10 protein-coding genes are annotated in these 17123 nt (G+C 49.0%); 4 read left to right on the top strand and 6 right to left on the bottom strand.

Features of this window, described 5'->3' with window-relative positions; genetic code table 11:
- Positions 1–2 precede the first annotated feature (2 nt).
- Positions 3–1256 carry an amidohydrolase/deacetylase family metallohydrolase gene (locus tag GCU44_RS09460; RefSeq protein WP_092172947.1) on the top strand — a complete coding sequence of 418 codons (1254 nt, stop codon included), beginning with the start codon at positions 3–5 and terminating at the stop codon, positions 1254–1256.
- Between the two features lie 220 nt (positions 1257–1476).
- Here GCU44_RS09460 and GCU44_RS09455 read toward each other — a convergent pair whose 3' ends face one another.
- The 3 genes from GCU44_RS09455 to GCU44_RS09445 form a co-directional block, all read right to left on the bottom strand.
- The gene (locus GCU44_RS09455; RefSeq protein WP_154856201.1) at positions 1477–2502 is read right to left on the bottom strand and encodes a PAS domain-containing response regulator; all 1026 of its coding nucleotides are present in this window, start codon (positions 2500–2502) and stop codon (positions 1477–1479) included.
- Positions 2503–2722: 220 nt separating this feature from the next.
- Positions 2723–4984 (bottom strand): PAS domain S-box protein, encoded by a 2262-nt coding sequence (locus GCU44_RS09450; protein WP_154856200.1) that lies wholly within the window; start codon positions 4982–4984, stop codon positions 2723–2725.
- Between the two features lie 36 nt (positions 4985–5020).
- A complete protein-coding gene (locus tag GCU44_RS09445; RefSeq protein WP_154856199.1) occupies positions 5021–5959 on the bottom strand; it encodes an SMP-30/gluconolactonase/LRE family protein in 939 nt (312 codons plus the stop codon).
- Positions 5960–6252: 293 nt separating this feature from the next.
- Here GCU44_RS09445 and GCU44_RS09440 point away from each other — a divergent pair, with 293 nt between their 5' ends.
- From GCU44_RS09440 to GCU44_RS09430, 3 genes are read left to right on the top strand one after another with little or no spacing between them, the layout of a single operon-like run.
- Positions 6253–6714 carry a RidA family protein gene (locus GCU44_RS09440; protein WP_154856198.1) on the top strand — a complete coding sequence of 154 codons (462 nt, stop codon included), beginning with the start codon at positions 6253–6255 and terminating at the stop codon, positions 6712–6714.
- Positions 6715–6757: 43 nt separating this feature from the next.
- Positions 6758–7852: a bile acid:sodium symporter family protein gene (locus GCU44_RS09435; RefSeq protein ID WP_154856197.1), complete on the top strand. Its 1095-nt coding sequence runs from the start codon at positions 6758–6760 to the stop codon at positions 7850–7852.
- Between the two features lie 3 nt (positions 7853–7855).
- Positions 7856–8983, top strand: a complete 1128-nt coding sequence (locus tag GCU44_RS09430) for a bile acid:sodium symporter family protein (protein ID WP_241684888.1) — start codon at positions 7856–7858, stop codon at positions 8981–8983.
- Here GCU44_RS09430 and GCU44_RS09425 read toward each other — a convergent pair.
- The 3 genes from GCU44_RS09425 to GCU44_RS09415 form a co-directional block, all read right to left on the bottom strand.
- Positions 8949–12248 carry a VCBS repeat-containing protein gene (locus GCU44_RS09425; RefSeq protein WP_154856196.1) on the bottom strand — a complete coding sequence of 1100 codons (3300 nt, stop codon included), beginning with the start codon at positions 12246–12248 and terminating at the stop codon, positions 8949–8951. The genes GCU44_RS09430 and GCU44_RS09425 overlap by 35 nt on opposite strands.
- 84 nt (positions 12249–12332) lie before the next feature.
- The gene (locus tag GCU44_RS09420) at positions 12333–13961 is read right to left on the bottom strand and encodes a SusD/RagB family nutrient-binding outer membrane lipoprotein (protein ID WP_154856195.1); all 1629 of its coding nucleotides are present in this window, start codon (positions 13959–13961) and stop codon (positions 12333–12335) included.
- 19 nt (positions 13962–13980) lie between these two features.
- Complete coding sequence (locus GCU44_RS09415) at positions 13981–17037, bottom strand: SusC/RagA family TonB-linked outer membrane protein (protein WP_154856194.1); 3057 nt, start codon at positions 17035–17037, stop codon at positions 13981–13983.
- Positions 17038–17123: the final 86 nt, after the last annotated feature.

Raw genomic sequence — 17123 nt, 5'->3', positions numbered from 1 at the left:
CCATGAAAGTAAGAATCCCTGGCATGCTGCTGATACTGATGCTTATCAGTAGCCTGGTTTCCGCCCAAACGTATGACCTTCTTATCAAAGGAGGCCGATTAATCGATCCGAAAAACAACGTTGATGGCCTGATGGACGTCGCCATCACGGATGGAAAAGTAGCCAAAGTGGCCGCATCCATACCGGCAAAGGATGCCAAAAAAGTGATCCCGGCTGAAGGTTTGGTGGTTACCCCCGGACTGATCGACATGCATGGCCACGTTTTTCACGGCACCCAGCCCAACCACTACCTGAGTGATGGGCTGCTTGCGGTACCACCGGATGGATTTACCTTTCGCGTCGGCGTCACCACCATCGTCGATTGCGGAGGACCCGGATGGAAAAACTTCGACACCTTTAAAAAGAACATCATTGAACCCAGCAAAACTCGGGTGCTTGCTTTCATGAACATCGTGGGGGAAGGAATGCGGGGCGGTGCCTGGGAACAAAATACCGGGGACATGGATGCCAAGCTAAGTGCCATGGTAGCCCAACAAAACCGACAACACGTGGTTGGCTTTAAAGTCGCTCATTACGGCAGCCGGGATTGGATCCCCATTGACCGGGCCGTGGAAGCGGGAAGGATTGCTGACATACCCGTGATTGTGGACTTCGGCGGTTCTACCCAATTTGAACCGCTTTCCATTCGTGAACTCTTTTTCGAACGATTGAGACCGGGCGATATCTACACCCACACCTATGCCGAATTAAATGGCTCGCGGGAGACGGTAGTGAACCGGGAAACGCGCCAATTCGAACCCTTTGTACTGGAGGCACAGAAAAGAGGCATCGTTTTCGACGTAGGATACGGTGGAGCCAGCTTTGAGTTCAAACAAGCCATTCCTGCCCTTGCTGCCGGGCTCTATCCCAATACGATTAGTACGGATCTTCATACCGGCAGTATGAATGCCGCGATGAAAGATATGCTAAACGTCATGACCACATTTATGGCCATGGGCATGGAATTACCCCATGTAATTGAAGCAAGTACCTGGGAACCTGCCAAAGTAATCAAGCGGACCGAACTGGGTCACCTTTCGGAAGGCGCCATTGCGGACATTGCCTTGCTACACATTCGGGAAGGTGAATTTGGCGTCTGGGACCGTACCGGACAGAAATTGGCAACGAATCAGCGACTGGAATGCGAAATGACCATCAAAGGAGGCCAGGTGGTGTATGACTTTAATGGACGGGCTGCACAAGACCTGATCCAGTAGACGCGTTTTTGCTTGTCTTTTTAAAAAGCTTTCCCGGTAGATGGGAAAGCTTTTTTTATGGGAAAAAATGATTGGCGTGGGCAGATTACAACGCCGAAATAACGAAAAAGTCTGCGAGCGGGGGCTACCATGGGGTATTGCCTAAGCCAGACGTTGCGATTATGTATGCTACTCCGGCTGCGTACAATCCGCCGTAGAACGCTCTCCCTTCCCGCAAAATTTACCCTTCGTTTTTTTCTTTGAGGCTTACCTTATCGGTCTTGTTTACGATATCACGGATGATCTCATCCAACTCTTCGGCCGAGTCCAGTATCATTTTACGAAAATTATCCCTGCCAAAATCATTTTCCAAACTTTCCATAGCCATCACCAAACTCATCAGTCTGGCAAGGGGAGCCCTGACCACATGGGATTGCATCCAGGCTATTTCCTGCAGGCGTTTGTTCTGATCCTCTATTGCGTGGATGTACTTCATCCGGTCAGTAATGTCATTGGCAAGCACCACTTCTGCCCGGATTCCCTGGTAATCGATTACGTTACTCTTTATTTCTACGGTGATGATCTCTCCGTTCTTCTTCCGGTGCCTAAAAATCTTCGGTCCGGGAAAGGCCGGTTTGCCGTCCCGGATGCCGGCTATAACCCGTTCCAATCGGGAGACTTCCTCCTTCGGACGAATTTCCCGCAGCGTCATGGTCAAAAACTCCTGCTTGGAATATCCATAATGATCAATTGCCGCCTTATTTACGTCCAAAAATTCCAGAGTATCGAGACTATACAAATACATCGGTTGCGGGCTTAAGTGAAAAAGCTCCTTATAACGCCTCTCAGAATCCTTTAACTGCCTGGAGATTTTATACCGTCCTATGCTGTAGATGATGCTTTTGTAGAGGGAAGCGGGCGACAACTCGTCCTTAAGTAAATAATCCGAGACACCAATAGCCAGGGATTTCATCCCGAATTCGATGTTCGAATAACCCGTCAGCACCAAGAGACTTACATCACCTGCCAATTCCTTTATTTTTAGAATTAGCGCCTGCCCTTGTAGATCAGGCAGCGTAAGATCCAGAATGATCGCGTCCAGAGCAATGCCCGGCTCCTCCAATTTCGTCTTAGCTTCTTCAAACGTATTGGCTACCGTTAATTCCAGGTTGAGTATTTTTTCGTGAAGGTACTCCTCGATCAATAGTACGTCTCCCAGGTTATCTTCAACCAATAAAATATGATATCCTTCCTGATCCTTTACCATTCTATTCTGAAAAAAAACGACGCAGGAGAGATGGCTATTTCCACGCTAATTGCCTGCCTTACTTATTGCTGTATGTGTAACGTAGTCCGTTTGTTGAACGGCTTTGTTAAAAACAATTTAATTAACTCAATATTACAATTAAATCCTATAATTAAATAATTTTTCTAAGATTTATCTAGGGTATAATCGGCTGGTGTCGGAACTTTTTGCTTAAATCCATTCACTGAATGGTTTTTGGAACGGTGAAATAAAAGGTACTTCCCTTTCCAACCTCGGAGTGAAAACCGATCGTTCCTCCGATATTTTCAATGATCTTTTTACTCATAGCCAGTCCAATCCCCGAACCAGAAAATTGATCCTTCGCATGCAGTCGGGTGAATAATTGAAAAACCCGATCCTGAACTCCACGCGGAATCCCAATTCCATTATCACGAACATAAAACTCCCAAAAATTCTCCCTTTCTTCCGCTCCCACCAGGATTTTAGGTACTTTTCCCGAATCCTGGTATTTGAGCGCATTGCTGATGAGGTTCTGAAATACTTGCTGAATGGGAGCAACTGGTACGCGAAGCACTGGAAATGTACCCACCGTCACCTCTGCCCGTTTCTGCTTAATAAGTTCCTTGTGAAGCCTCAAAATATTGGTGATCACTTCGGCTATCGCCAACTCTTTCACCTTTTCCTCGATACGACCTACCCTGGAATACGCCAAAAGGTCCATGATGATGTTTTTCATCCGGCTGGCCCCATCTACGGCATAAAAAATAAATTCCTTCCCCTTTTCGTCCAAAACGGATTCGTAGCGTTTTTCCAAAAGGCCCAAAAAACCAGTAATCATTCCAAGGGGCTCCTGCAAATCGTGCGAAGCGATGTAAGCAAATTGCTCTAGTTCCTGATTGGAGCGTTCCAGCGCCCGCGCTTTACTCTCCAATTCCTCGTTTAAGCGATTGAGGTTTTCTTCCCTGATTTTTCTGTCGGTTACATCTCGGGACATGCCAACCAAACCCACCACCTTTCCTTTTGCATCTTTTAAGGGAACCTTGTTGGTAAGCAACCAGACCTGTTTTCCCTCCCGGTCGTAATAAAACTCTTCCACGTTCATTACCGGTACACCCTCTTCAACAATCTTTCGATCATACGCATCCATGCCTGCAGCAATCTCCTCGGGAAAATAATCGAAAACCGTCTTGCCTAGCGTCTCCCATTCGGATTTCGCGCCCAAGAGATCTTCGTACTGGTACTTGTTGTTTATGATGTGCCTACCGGCGGCATCTTTTACATATATCTGAATGGGCAAATTGTCAATAATTGCCCGCAGCAAAGACCGCTCTTTTGCCAGCGCCTCGTCTCCACGCTTTTTCTGGGTGATGTCGTAGCCCACCCAAATGTATTGATACACCCGAGCCTGATTGTCACGAAACGGAATCACCACGGTATCCGCCCAAAAACTACCGCCCCTTCGCTTTCTCCCGCGAAGTTCCCCTCTCCAAATGTTTCCCGCCATCACGGTATCCCAGCAGCTGGCAATCAGTTCCCGATCACTTTCTTGATACAAAATCTTGAGCGAAGCCTGTTCGATGCTCTCCTTATCAAAGCCGGAAATCTTCTGAAATTTCTGGTTGAGGTAGACCACCTGCTTGTCCTTATCCAGGATCATCACCAGACAAGCGGCATCCAGGGCAAATCGGTAATCGGATAGCTCCTTCAGGCTCTCCAGCAGTTGCTCCTCCGCCTCCAGGCGTCCCGTAATGTCTTGAATCAAAACCATGGAGCATTTTTTTCCCGCGAGGTCTACCCGGTGACCGGTGACTTTCACCAACAGGTGATCGCCCGCTTTGTTTCGATGCCTCCAGACCTTTCGTTCCTGATCGCCAAGTGTATCAACACTCCCTGCATCCACTTTTAGTACTGAAAAATCCTCAGGATATCCGATATCTCGCAGATTCAACTGCAAAAACTCTTCACGGCTATAACCATACTTTAGCAAGGCTTGCCGATTGCAGTCGATCATGTTTAGGGTCTCATTTTCCCAAATAAACATGGGCATGGGGGCATCCCGAAATAAATACCGGTAAAGATCCCCCGAATCCGCGGAAAACTGAATGCAAGACTCTTGTGCAAAACGGCTTACCAATTCCAGGCTTCCGCAAAAACGATACAATTTCTGCTGCCCTTGCTGGCATACCGCCCTTCCCCTGATCTGCACCCAATTGCCAGAAAGTAAGGATAGCGTTTCTTCAAATTCTTGCTTACTGTCCACCAACAATTCGACATTTCTGGCAAAAATCCGGTCGAATGGAGAAGCGAACAACCTTTTTGCCGCGTATAATGGAACGGATCGAGCGCTGGAAATCTCAAGTATTTCGGCACAAATAGCGCTAACATGCAACGACTGCTGACTTGGATCAACTTCCCACGCGCCAATTTGGCAATCGTTTAGGACCTTCGACCACCGGTAGTTTTCATCGGCTTGAGCAGTCATTTGTGTCGGGTTAATTGTAAAAATGCAGGTAGCGTGCTACCTACCAAATGACCTTCCGGGCTTTTCTACCCGGAACCAGTCAATATTTCCATTGTCTTGCAGGGTCACGTAAGCTGTCTTTCCATCGGGCCCACCAAATGCGATATTGGAGGGCTTTTTACCCGAAACAGTAATCTCCTCCAACAAGTCTCCGTCGGGCGATAATTTAGCCACCGTTCCTTTCCCGTGTCGGGTAACGTACAGGTTTCCGTCGGTATCTACCCGCATGCCGTCCATACCAAAATCATCAAACTGATGAATCAGCCGCTTGTTTGAAAGCTCTCCCGCCTCGCTTAAATCGTATGCCCAAACCGTACGCTGAACGGATTCATTGACGTACAGGGTACGGTTATCCGGGCTTACCTCGATGCCATTGGTAGTCCCCATACCGGATTCCAGCAGGACAAATTTTCCATCCAGCCCTACCCGCCAGATTTGACCGGTGCTCTCTTTCCAATTGGGATCACTGGCGAATACAATGTCGTTGTCCATAATAGCCAGATCGTTGGGCTGATTTAATCCTTCATGGTGTGCATAGACGGATATCTCCTGCGTAGCCATATCCACCCGGAGCACGTTATGACCCGTGTAATCTGCTATGAGCATCTCACCTTTGGAGGTAAAACGGATACCGTTACCGGTGCTTCCCTCGGGAAGCGTCACAAATAAGGAAACCTTGCCCTCCGGAGTAACCTTACCTATGGTACCTCCCTTTTCAAAATTAACCACATACAGGTTTCCTTCCCTATCCACTGCCGGCCCTTCAATACCGGAAGTGAACTCATTTCCAGTGGTAAAAGGCTTGCTTTGGTAGACAACTTCTTTTTCTTCCATGACGGTCGTTTCTTCTACGTTTTTGTTTGGACTACAGGCCACTACGGCTACCGAAATTAAAAGGGAGTACCAGCGGACACTATTCGTAACTGATCGGAACATAACCATAAATAAATCAAACAATTGGGTTTGCAGGGAACATCCTGGCTAGCCAGCTACTGGCGCCTATGGATTCCAAACGAAAGTACACAAAAATTAAGGAAAAATGGTAGGAAATACGAGAATTTCACGCGCGTACGGGGACCCTATTGGGATCTGCAATCTTTTTAGCCGAAATAGCTTCCGCTTACAGGACTGCTTGAATTCTTGTCCGGGAAGCATTTGGAGAAAAAAATTAATTGGTATATATTCCAAGGTTTTATTGCGTACACAAAAATCAATCCCCATATTCAATCATGGAAAAACTGAAACGAAGAACTACCCTGAAAAAATTATTTGCCTCGCTTGCCGGACTTGCAGGCATCGGAACCGTAGCTCACGCGAAGTCAGACGCCACTCCGGAAAAGGAAGCGTTTAGCATCACAGAGGAGCAGGATGTACCCTTGTTTTCAGGAGCAACCAAACTCGGCAATACAGTATATATCGCCGGAAAAGGCGCGCACTTTGAAGGCGATATCAAAGCACATACCGACCATGTACTCAAAGAATTAGAAAAGGAATTGGTCAAGGCTGGAAGTTCCATGGAAAAGGTGTTGAAAGTGAACGTTTACCTGCACGACCTGGCCGACTACAAGGGAATGAACGAGGTGTTTCGAGGAAGGTTTGGAAGCAAGCCACCGGTACGAACCACCGTTGCCACCTACGGAGGGGTTCCTGGAGATTCCTTGGTAGAAATGGACTGCATTGCCTATATCTAATACCAAAACGTTCTCCTGAAACAACCCAAAAACCCAGAGTCCCTTGAAAAAAGAACGCATTTTTACCTACCTGATTGGAGCAGGATTACTTTGCCTGCTCGTGGTTTTTATCCTTCTTTTGTCAGGAAAAATAGCGACCGCTGGACCGTTATTGATTCTTTTCTTCGCCTTACTAGGCATTGGGTTTCGTGGGTTTTCACAACTTAAAGGGTTCACCTATACCACCATGATCTTTGCCGGGGTGACGGCGGCTATGTATTATCCGGACTATTTCGTGTCCTACAAGGGGTATGCCTACAGCAATCTGATCACTCCCCTTATACAGATTATCATGTTTGGTATGGGGACCTCCATGTCGGTCAAGGATTTTGCCGGGGTGGTCAAAATGCCCAAGGGTGTATTTGTGGGATTGCTTTCGCAATTTACCATCATGCCTGTATTGGGGTTCATCCTCGCGACGCTCAGCAATTTCCCTCCAGAGATTGCTGCCGGCCTGATCCTCATTGGCTGCTCCCCAAGCGGACTGGCCTCGAACGTCATGAGTTACCTGGCAAAAGCAAATCTCGCCCTGTCCATCACCATTACGGCGATTTCTACCTTGTTGGCACCGTTTATGACGCCTTTGCTGATGAAGGTGCTGGCCGGGGAATTCGTTGAAATCGATGTGCTGGACATGATGTGGAGCATCATCAAAATGGTCATTATCCCCATAGGAGCTGGCCTTGTATTCAATCGCTTCCTAAGCGGCAAAGCTAAATGGCTGGACGACGCCATGCCCCTCGTATCCATGATCGGCATCGGCGTGATCATCGTGATCATTACTGCTGCCGGAAGAGACAGCCTGCTCGATATTGGCGGCCTTTTGATTGTCCTGGTATTTATCCACAACATCATGGGTTACAACCTGGGTTTCTGGTTTAGCAAGTGGCTTGGTCTCTCCGAAAGGGATGCACGTACCGTAGCGCTCGAGGTAGGGATGCAAAACGGGGGACTGGCCTCGGGCTTGGCGAAAGAAATGGGTAAAATCGCGACCATCGGGTTGGCACCGGCTGTTTTTGGACCGTTGATGAACATCACCGGATCGGTGCTCGCCTCCTACTGGCATCGAAAACCACCCAAAGAAGATTCGCCGAGCTGATCCGTGGAGCTTCCGTCATTGCCCCCCAAAAAAGTCGCTCACATCCTACTGGCGCTATCTAGTTTCGGGTTTGGTATTGCTGCGTACCTTTTTTCCACCGGAAACACAGGTGCTGCACAGGTATTGCTCTTGTCCTCCCTGGTACTGACCGGCCTGGGTTTTTACCTCCACCCCTTGCTAAAAGGATACCTCTACACATGGATGATCCTGACGGCAGCCGCGCTCGCCCTACTCTACCCGCAGCCTTTTGTATCCTATCGGGGTTACCCACTTAGCCAGCTAATCATTCCTCTGCTTCAGTTTATCATGTTTGGTATGGGCAGCTCGATGACTGTGAAGGATTTTGCCGGGGTAATCAAGATGCCCAAAGGCGTATTTATCGGCTTGGGTTGCCAGCTTACCATCATGCCGCTGTCAGGGCTACTAATCGCCCAATGGAGCGGCTTACCGACAGAAATCGCCGCTGGAATAATTTTGGTCGGTTGTTCTCCAAGTGGGGTAGCGTCCAATGTTATCAGCTTTTTGGCACGGGCAAATTTGGCATTGTCCATCACCATTACCGCGGTATCCACGCTATTGGCTCCACTCACCACCCCGCTGCTGATGAGTTGGCTGGCTGGCTCCTATATTGAAATCAACGTGTGGGATATGGTATGGAGCATCCTGAAACTGGTGCTATTCCCTATAGCTGGCGGCTTGCTCTTCAACCAGCTATTGCACGACAGGGCCCAGTGGCTTCAGCGCGTTATGCCTACCGCATCCATGCTCGTCATCGCCCTTGTAATAGTCCTCATCACCGCATCCGGAAGAGATAATTTGTTGGATATCGGCGGATGGTTGGTGATCGTCGTGCTTTTCCACAACCTGCTGGGGTACAGTTTAGGCTTTTGGGCGGCCCGATTATTTGGACTGGACGAGCGGGATAGCCGAACCATTGCCCTGGAAGTAGGCCTGCAGAACGGAGGAATGGCCGGAGGACTCGCCAAGGAAATGGGCAAATTGGCCAGCCTTGGTCTGGCACCAGCCGTGTTCAGCGTCTTGCAAAACATTACCGGGTCCATCCTGGCTTCATTTTGGCACAAAAACCCGCCCCCAGCTAAAAGGAATAGACCTGCACGTTTCCATTATTGAGCGAATACACTACGTAGGGATCACCCTGTATGCGCAGCAGCTGTATGTCGCGAACATCCCCGCGAATAAAAATACCGGTAACCGCAGGATCAGCAGTTTTGAAGCCACCCATTCCATCTCCCAGTAATACATACCCATTATTGGCGTCCTGTTGCCCAAAGCTCACCCGTGTTTTTGTCAGGTTACCTCCGGTCAGTAGATCAAGGTGCCCATCCCCATTGATATCCATCAGTTCCGTGGCGTACATGGGTGCAAACTGCGCTTCGCGTGGAAAAGGAACAAAACGAAAAGCGGCGTTTCCATCATTTTCAAAATACCCTGATTGCAATGTACTCGTGAGCAAGGTATCCGCTCCCTGAATTTGTTCACTCGTGAAAAACTCGCCAACTGGCGTTTTTGCAAAGCTTCGGTAATCCGAAAACACCCCCTTAAACGAGGGAAGTTGCCCCAGGAATTCGTCCCTGCTGAATGCAAAGGCGTTGGTGTCTGCCATGTAATAGGTAAAGAGGGGATCTACAGATCCGTTTCCATCAAAATCTTTGAACACCAGCCGCATCGGCTGATCTTCGCTGCTACCAAAGGGATTGTTTTCACCCTGATTTCCCACGATCAGATCCAGGTCCCCATCCGCATCCAGGTCAGCCACCGAAAGGTGCTTCCACCAGCCCGATAGGCCTTCGGGAATGGCGTCCTCTTTGCGCTCCATCGAGCTGCCTCCCTGATTCAGGTATACCTGCGGAGACATCCACTCCCCAACGAGCACGAGGTCAAGAAGGTTGTCCCCGTTTAGGTCCAATAATTGGGCATCGGATAACAGGCCCGGATGCAACAGGTCGGCGCAAAAACGCTCGGTCATATCAACAAAGGTTCCATCCCCCGCATTGCGGAGTATATAGCTCCTCGGAGCCCTCGGGAAACTCCCCGGGACGTAGCGACCCCCCACAAACAGATCTGCCAACCCATCATTATCCAGGTCGCCTACCTGCACGATACTCCCACTCACCTGCATATCTGGAAGGGCAGCGGTACTACGTACAAAATTACCCTTGCCGTCATTCAGGTAAAGGCGATCCAGATACCGTTCGTCTCCTGCCGGATAATCGTTACCTCCACTCACCACGTACAGGTCCAGGTGACCGTTGCCGGTGACATCGATAAAGGCTGCATCGGTATCCACCGGAGCCCGATCCTCTTCAAAAGCAGGCTGAGGAACGTTCCGAAAAGATCCATTCGGTAGCTGCACATAAAGCTGCCCCGGCTGATCCGTTCCTCCACCCACATACAGGTCCTCCAAACCGTCACCCGTAACATCGCCAACCGTTAGTTTAGGCCCAAGAGCGGACATGGTATTTGGCATAAGCCGATCTTGAATGAAATCGAGAAAGGGGCTTTCACGATGGGTAAAATCCAGGCCCAATGCATCTTCGACGGGTACAAACAACGACTTTGTTTCCGACCCCACGGGCGGTTGATCTCCTGCATTCCGTTGATCCAAATACAAGGTTTGGTTTATGGAAAGGTCCTGCAAGGCCTGGTAGTCTCCACCGGGCCAAAACACTTCCAGACTGTCGATTCGTTCGATGCTACCCAGACCAAAAACCAACTCGTGGTCCACCGAAGACTGATAGCCCCGGGTAGGTATCAATTCCTGTTGCCAATGCTTTGCTTCTCCATAGACCCGTACCTTGGCTCCGATTCCGCTGGTATTTTGCTCCTTTCCGCGAAGCCTTACTTTCAGAAACGCCCGGTCAAAAAGCCGCTCACTGTTGTTGCGGTAAATACTCACAGGCTCATTCGTATGGCAGACAATGAGGTCCAGGTCCCCGTCTCCATCCAGGTCGGCATACGCCGCCGCATTGGACACTGTCTCACGTTGCAGGCCCCACTCCGATGCTTTGTTGACAAAGCTCAGGTCACCCTGATTGTGGTACAGGTAATTCTGTACATATATGGGCGGCATCTTATCGATCAGGTCAATCAAGGCTTCCTCCTTTTCGCTTTGATTGGACTTCATCCGTTCGCTTACCATGTAGTTCAAAAAGTCCATGTCCAGGTAATTTCTGGCGTACCCATTGCTAACAAAAATATCCTTCCAGCCGTCGTTATCGAAGTCAGCAGCCAAAACCGCCCAACTCCAGTCGGTATGAGCGATGCCGGCGTACTGCCCGATTTCCGCGAACTTGCCGGCACCCTGATTGAGATGAAACATGTTGCGCATGGTTTGGGCGTGAAAGCCCTTGGCTAGTAGCTCGCGGTATTTGTCGTAATTTTCCGGACCCAGTATGGATTTCTGGGTAAAATTAAATTCCGGCATCATGTCCATGGTCAGGAAATCCGGAAGCAGGTCATTGTTCATATCGGCAGCATCTGCTCCCATGGAAAAAAGCGATACATGCCCCATGTACTCCCGCACACTTTCCTTAAACGTGCCGTCCTGTTGATTCACATACAGGTAGTCTTCTTCGTTGTAATCGTTACTGACGTAGATATCCAGCCAGCCGTCATCGTTGAAATCAGTTACCGTCACCGCCAATCCGAATCCCAAGACGTTGCCGATGATGCCACTTTCCCGGCTTACATCGACAAATTTTCCCGAATCGTTGCGATACAATTTGTCACCTAAAAAATTACCGGTTTTTCGTTTAAAAGAACCATCTATCCTGCTGAATCCAGCATATTCCTGCGTGGAATGATTCAGCAGGAACAAATCCAGATCGCCGTCATTATCGTAGTCAAAAAATGAGGCCTGGGTGGCATATCCGGGATCATCCAACCCGTAGGCAGCGCCTTGCTCCAGGAAAGTCAGGTCGCCTTGATTGATAAAAAGCAAATTTCTCCGGTTATTGGGATCGTTTGCCGCCGACCGGCAAATATAAATATCCAGCAAACCGTCTCCGTTCACATCCGCCATCGTGGTTCCGGTATTCCAAAGACCTGCCGCAGCTACCCCTGCCGACTCGGTGATGTCCTCAAAAGAAAAATCCCCTTTGTTCAGGTACAGTTTACTGGCCATCATGTTGCCCGTAAAATAGATATCGGGCAAGCTATCCCCGTTGATATCCCCAACGGCTACTCCTCCTCCCTGGTAAAAATAACCGTAGGTCAACACGTTAAATGCATCCGACTCGCGTACCAGGTTTTTGAAAATGATGCCAGTTTTGCTGGATGGCAGCTCCGTAAAAATGGCATTGGGATCCTCGTTGGTACATGAAACACTTGCAAGTACTAGTAGTCCCCCATATAAAAACCGAAATCGCTTCGTCATAATCTGTCTCGTCGAATGGAAAGTAAAAAAGTGCCACGAGTTGCGGCACTTTTTTTAACTAGTATACGTCTTTTACTCGCTTGATTACCAAGGCTTGTTCTGCTTCGCATCCCACCACAGTCGGGTGGCATTGGTGTCGCCGCCTCTGGAAGTCAACTCCGGAAGTTGCGTAGCTGCTTCAACTGCCTCGCGATTGGAGTTGTACTCGCCCTCTACGAAAATCAACCGCGCCATAATTTCATCCCTCGGTACGTCTACGTTATCCGAAGCAACGCGGGGATAAGGATCAGGATAACCGGTTCTTCTAAGTTCGGTCCAGGCTTCCCAGCCATCTGGATAGATCGCAATCCATTTCTGCGTGATGATTTGCTCAAGCTGGCTTTCCATGTCGCCATTCTCAAGAAAAGCAACCGGAATGTCTGAAGATCCGGGCAGGTTCCAGGCAGAGTTTTCCGGATACACAACCGGAGCTGGCATGCTCATGCTCGCCGTATAGGCTGCGACTTGTTCCGGCGTAGCCGCAATGCGCTCTTCGGTCATGGACATCTCGATTCCTTTCTCGTAGAGTTCTTTTGCGGTACCGCCCATTGCCCAACCTTCCAGCGCACCTTCGGCACGTAGGAAGTACACTTCGGCCGCGCACATCATGCGGAATTCAGGACCGGCGGCGCTTCCACCTCTTACTTCATTTAGCCAGCGAACGCCCATATCGGAGAAGGCCCGGTTAAGTGCTCCCTGGTCCAGGTCTGCACGCGGTAGCCCATTTCTAAGCCCGCGGTAGGGCTTCCCTTCTCCAGAAGTAGTAAAGTCGTCCGTTTGACTGAAATAGATTTGCAGGCGGGGGTCTTCGTACCCGGAAAGGATACTCTCCATCAAGGCGCTCATTCGAAACTCACCCCAGTTGGTAATTGTCCAGTAGGGGTGTCGGGAAAACGGTGTGGTCAACACAGCGGCATTGTCAGCATTGCTCATCATCACCCCATCGGCTACGGCCTTTTCGGCTTCTGCTTTCGCCAAGGCTGGATCTACGTATTTCACCCGCATCGCTACCCGAAGGCGTAGGGAATTCGCAAAGGTAAGCCATTGATCGGCATTGCCTGCGTAGACCTGATCGTGGCCTACAAAAGCCCTTGCTCCCGGATTTGCCTTCAGTGCATTCACTGCGATATCCAACTGGTTGAAAAAATCTCGGTACACAGATTCCTGCGTATCGTAGTTTACACTGGTCTCTCCATTACCAAATTCGGAGTAAATGATCGGTCCCCAATAGTCGGTGTGACGTTGGTACGCATGCACCTTTAAAACGCGTCCAATGGCATTCTCAACCTCCATTCCATTCTCTTCGGTGAAGTCCACTACAAACTGAAGCAAAGGAGCAGCCTGCTGGTAGAAATAATTCCACACACCATTTGACCAGCCACCTACCTGGATGTGCCGATCGGAATCAAAGTTTGTTGCGGTATTGGCGAAATACTGAGAATAGATGTCTGCAAACAAACTTTGTGCAAGCTGAAAACCACCTGCTCCTCCACCCGGCGCACCTCTCATGGACCTCATTTGGGCGTTGGCAAATGCTTGCCCCAACAGTCCTGCGTCTACATTCGACGCGATAATCGCATTAGGGGGCGTATTGATTTCCTCAAAATCTTCGGTACAGGACACAAAGACCGCGATAGAGAAAACTATCCCTAAAGATATTTTAAATATTTTCATAGTCTTGAAATTAATGTTTTTAGAGTCCAATATTAAGATTGAAGCCATACGACCTTGCAGTTGGAGGACCAAAGGAATCAAATCCTTCTGCAGCAGCTCCGGTTCCAACGGTCACATCGGGATCAATGTTCCCAGCCTCGTTCAAGAAGAAGAACAAGTTTCGGGCAACAAAGTTAATACCCAGCGAACGAATGGGCAGATTACCCAGTTTGCTCGAAGGAATGGTATAACCGATTACGGCCTCTCTCATCCGTATGTTGGTGGCAGAATAAGAGAAAACCTCGCCGATAGGGGCATTTCGACCGCCCATGTTTACCCAGAACTGCTCTGCAGTGATAGGAATATTGTTGGGTTCTCCCGATTCAAGCACTGCAGTCTCGTGAGTCATGAAATTCTCACCAAATATCAAACCTCCTTCTCTTCCTTCAAGCGTCTCCTCGGTCACACCGTCTGCATAGATGATCGCATTGGTAAGTGAGGCAATGCTTCCACCTTCCCGGAAGTCAATCGTAAAGTTAGCCCGGAAGTTTTTGTAGGTAAATGAATTTTGAATTCCTCCCAGCCATCTTGGATTGTAGTTGGCTACATTAACCGTAAATCCTGGGGTCGTTCTTGGAACGCCATTCGCACCAACAATAACCCTACCCTGCTCATCCCTGAGGTAGCCTCTGGAATACACTTCACCAAAAGGTCGCCCTTCTTCTACACGATACCGACGAAGGAAATCACCTCCGATTTGAACGCTTGGACGGTCATCATTGATCTCTACCACCAACGGGATGTTTCTGGCAAAATTCATCGAGATATCCCAGTTGAAATCCGATTTGCGAACCGGAGTCAATGTCAGGACGGTCTCTACACCGGTATTCTGTACGTTTCCTCCGTTGGTGAAAAACTGGGAAGCCCCAGAACCTACCGGCAGCGCAACGGTAAACAGCTGATTAAAGGAATTCGTCCTGTAGTAGGTGAAGTCCAGCCCGATTCGGTTGTCGAGGAAACGCATATCAGCCCCAATCTCTATCGACTGTGTGGTTTCAGGCAACAGGTTCTCGTTGGGAAGCGTGGTGCTCAACGACAGGTATCCACCCAATCCACCGGCAGCCAGAGAAGCCGTACGCTGCAATTGATAAGGGCTTGTATCGTTACCCACTTCTGCGAAGGAACCTCTTACTTTAGCAAAGGTGAACCACTCTGGGAATACTATCAGGTCAGAAAGGACCGCGTTCAAACCAACAGAGGGATAGAAGAAGGACCAGTTGGCACGAGGTAAGGTGGATGACCAGTCATTTCTGGCAGTAATATCCAAAAAGATGGAGTTTTTCCACGCCAACTGGCCAAAACCATACAGGGAATTCACATTCCTTGGAGCACCTACGTTGTGCGTAGAAAGCACTTGCTGCGTATTGCTCAACGCAAAGAAGTTGGGAATCGTTAACTGAGGACCGGTGTTGGAATTAAGCCCGGAATTTCGGTTGATTCGCGCGTTTCCTCCAGCATTGACGTTGAAATACCAATCCTGATTGAGTGACTTCTCATAGGTAATCAAGAAATCTGTGTTGATCTCCATGCTCTCAGAAAAGCCTACAGAGTACCTTCCGCCCTGAGCGATGATGTACGAATCTGCCCACAACTTTTCCTCGCTATCTCCAGTAGATCGATCTAAGGCTGCCCGAGCAAGCACGTTCAGGCCCTCTGCCAGTTCATAGTTCAACGAAGTAAATGCGATGATTCTATCCAGGGTATTTCTACGCAAATTGCGATTTGCCGCCCAATAAGGGTTGGCACCACCGTTGGAGCCTGGATTGAAATAGTTTTGTCGCAACAGTCCTGCCTCGTTTACGAATTCGAAGTTGGAAATGTCTTCGGTGCGAATATTTCGCGGGAGTCGTAGAATATGCCGGGTGGGGTTGGAGTAATTTTCACCCTGGGTTAACTGATTATCGATGTCTTGTTTGATATAGTTTATCTTCGAATCCAAGGTCAACCGATCCGTCAGCTTGTTTGTAAGTCGTAAGTTAACACTATGCCTTCCGAGCGCATTTCCCGGAACAACGCCGGCAGCATCATTAAAGGTGTAGGAAAAATACGTCTGATTCTTTTCATTTCCTCCACTGACGGTTAGCGTGGTAGCAAAGTTGTGACCGGTTTGGTAGAAATCACTCACGTTATTTGGCTGTGGAGAGAACGGATAGTTATCAATTCCGCTATTGGGGTCAGGCGACCAAAACGGCACGGAAGATCCGTCCATTCTGGGTCCCCAGGAAAACTCCGACGCTGGCGAGTATACGCCTCCACTTCCTTGTCCAAATTCGTTTTGGAAATTAGTAAGCAATATGGGCGTGTCGAACATGTACGAAGTGTTCACATTGACTTGAAACCCACCTTCACGTCCACGTTTGGTGTTTACCACAATCGCGCCGTTGTTGGCACGGCTACCGTACAAGGCAGCTGCGTTTGGTCCTTTCAGTACGTTGATGCTCTCAATATCGTCTGGATTCAGATTTTCGATCCCGGCGGCAGGCACACCGTCCACAATGTAGAGCGGCTGGCTGTTACCGGTTATCGACCGATTTCCTCTTAGAATAACACGTGTAGGAGATCCTACACCACTACCGGATCGGTTGATGGACAAACCTGCTACCTTCCCGGAAAGTGAGTTCATTACGTTCAATTCCCGAGCTTGAGACAGCTCCTCTGTTTTAACGTCCTGCACCGTGTAGGTAAGCGCTTTCTTTTCTCTTTCCAGACCAAATGCCGTCACCACCACCTCGGATAGCGCTGACTCTTCTGCTGCCAGAGAAACATTGATCTCGCTGTTGTTTCCAACCGCTCGTTCCTGTTGCCCGTATCCCAAATAAGAAAAGACCAGCGTGGCCGATGAACCAGGTACACTGATGCTGTATTGCCCATCAATATCCGTGATGGTACCTGTATTGGTCCCTTTGATCAATATGCTGACTCCCGGCAAGGGGGCGTCCGCATCTGCATCGGTCACGGTTCCCGTGACCGTTCGTTCCTGAGCCATGCCTTGAAAGGCAAACAAGGCCAGAAATAAAACTAGTAAACTTCTTTTCATAAGTAAATAAACAATTGATTGAATTGGATGTTGGAATGTGTTCCAATAGTTTAACTGTAACCGTCACTGTCGGAAATCGACAGTAC

The sequence above is a fragment of the Cyclobacterium xiamenense genome (assembly GCF_009467825.1).
Classification (GTDB): domain Bacteria; phylum Bacteroidota; class Bacteroidia; order Cytophagales; family Cyclobacteriaceae; genus Cyclobacterium; species Cyclobacterium xiamenense.
Note: the sequence above shows the minus strand (reverse complement) of the source record. Positions and strands in the feature narration are given on the sequence as shown.

Coding starts and splice junctions, on each gene's coding strand:
- GCU44_RS09420 (WP_154856195.1), bottom strand. CDS start 13,961: ATGAAAATATTTAAAATATCTTTAGGGATAGTTTTCTCTATCGCGGTC.
- GCU44_RS09415 (WP_154856194.1), bottom strand. CDS start 17,037: ATGAAAAGAAGTTTACTAGTTTTATTTCTGGCCTTGTTTGCCTTTCAA.
- GCU44_RS09455 (WP_154856201.1), bottom strand. CDS start 2,502: ATGGTAAAGGATCAGGAAGGATATCATATTTTATTGGTTGAAGATAAC.
- GCU44_RS09425 (WP_154856196.1), bottom strand. CDS start 12,248: ATGACGAAGCGATTTCGGTTTTTATATGGGGGACTACTAGTACTTGCA.
- GCU44_RS09460 (WP_092172947.1), top strand. CDS start 3: ATGAAAGTAAGAATCCCTGGCATGCTGCTGATACTGATGCTTATCAGT.
- GCU44_RS09450 (WP_154856200.1), bottom strand. CDS start 4,984: ATGACTGCTCAAGCCGATGAAAACTACCGGTGGTCGAAGGTCCTAAAC.
- GCU44_RS09440 (WP_154856198.1), top strand. CDS start 6,253: ATGGAAAAACTGAAACGAAGAACTACCCTGAAAAAATTATTTGCCTCG.
- GCU44_RS09445 (WP_154856199.1), bottom strand. CDS start 5,959: ATGTTCCGATCAGTTACGAATAGTGTCCGCTGGTACTCCCTTTTAATT.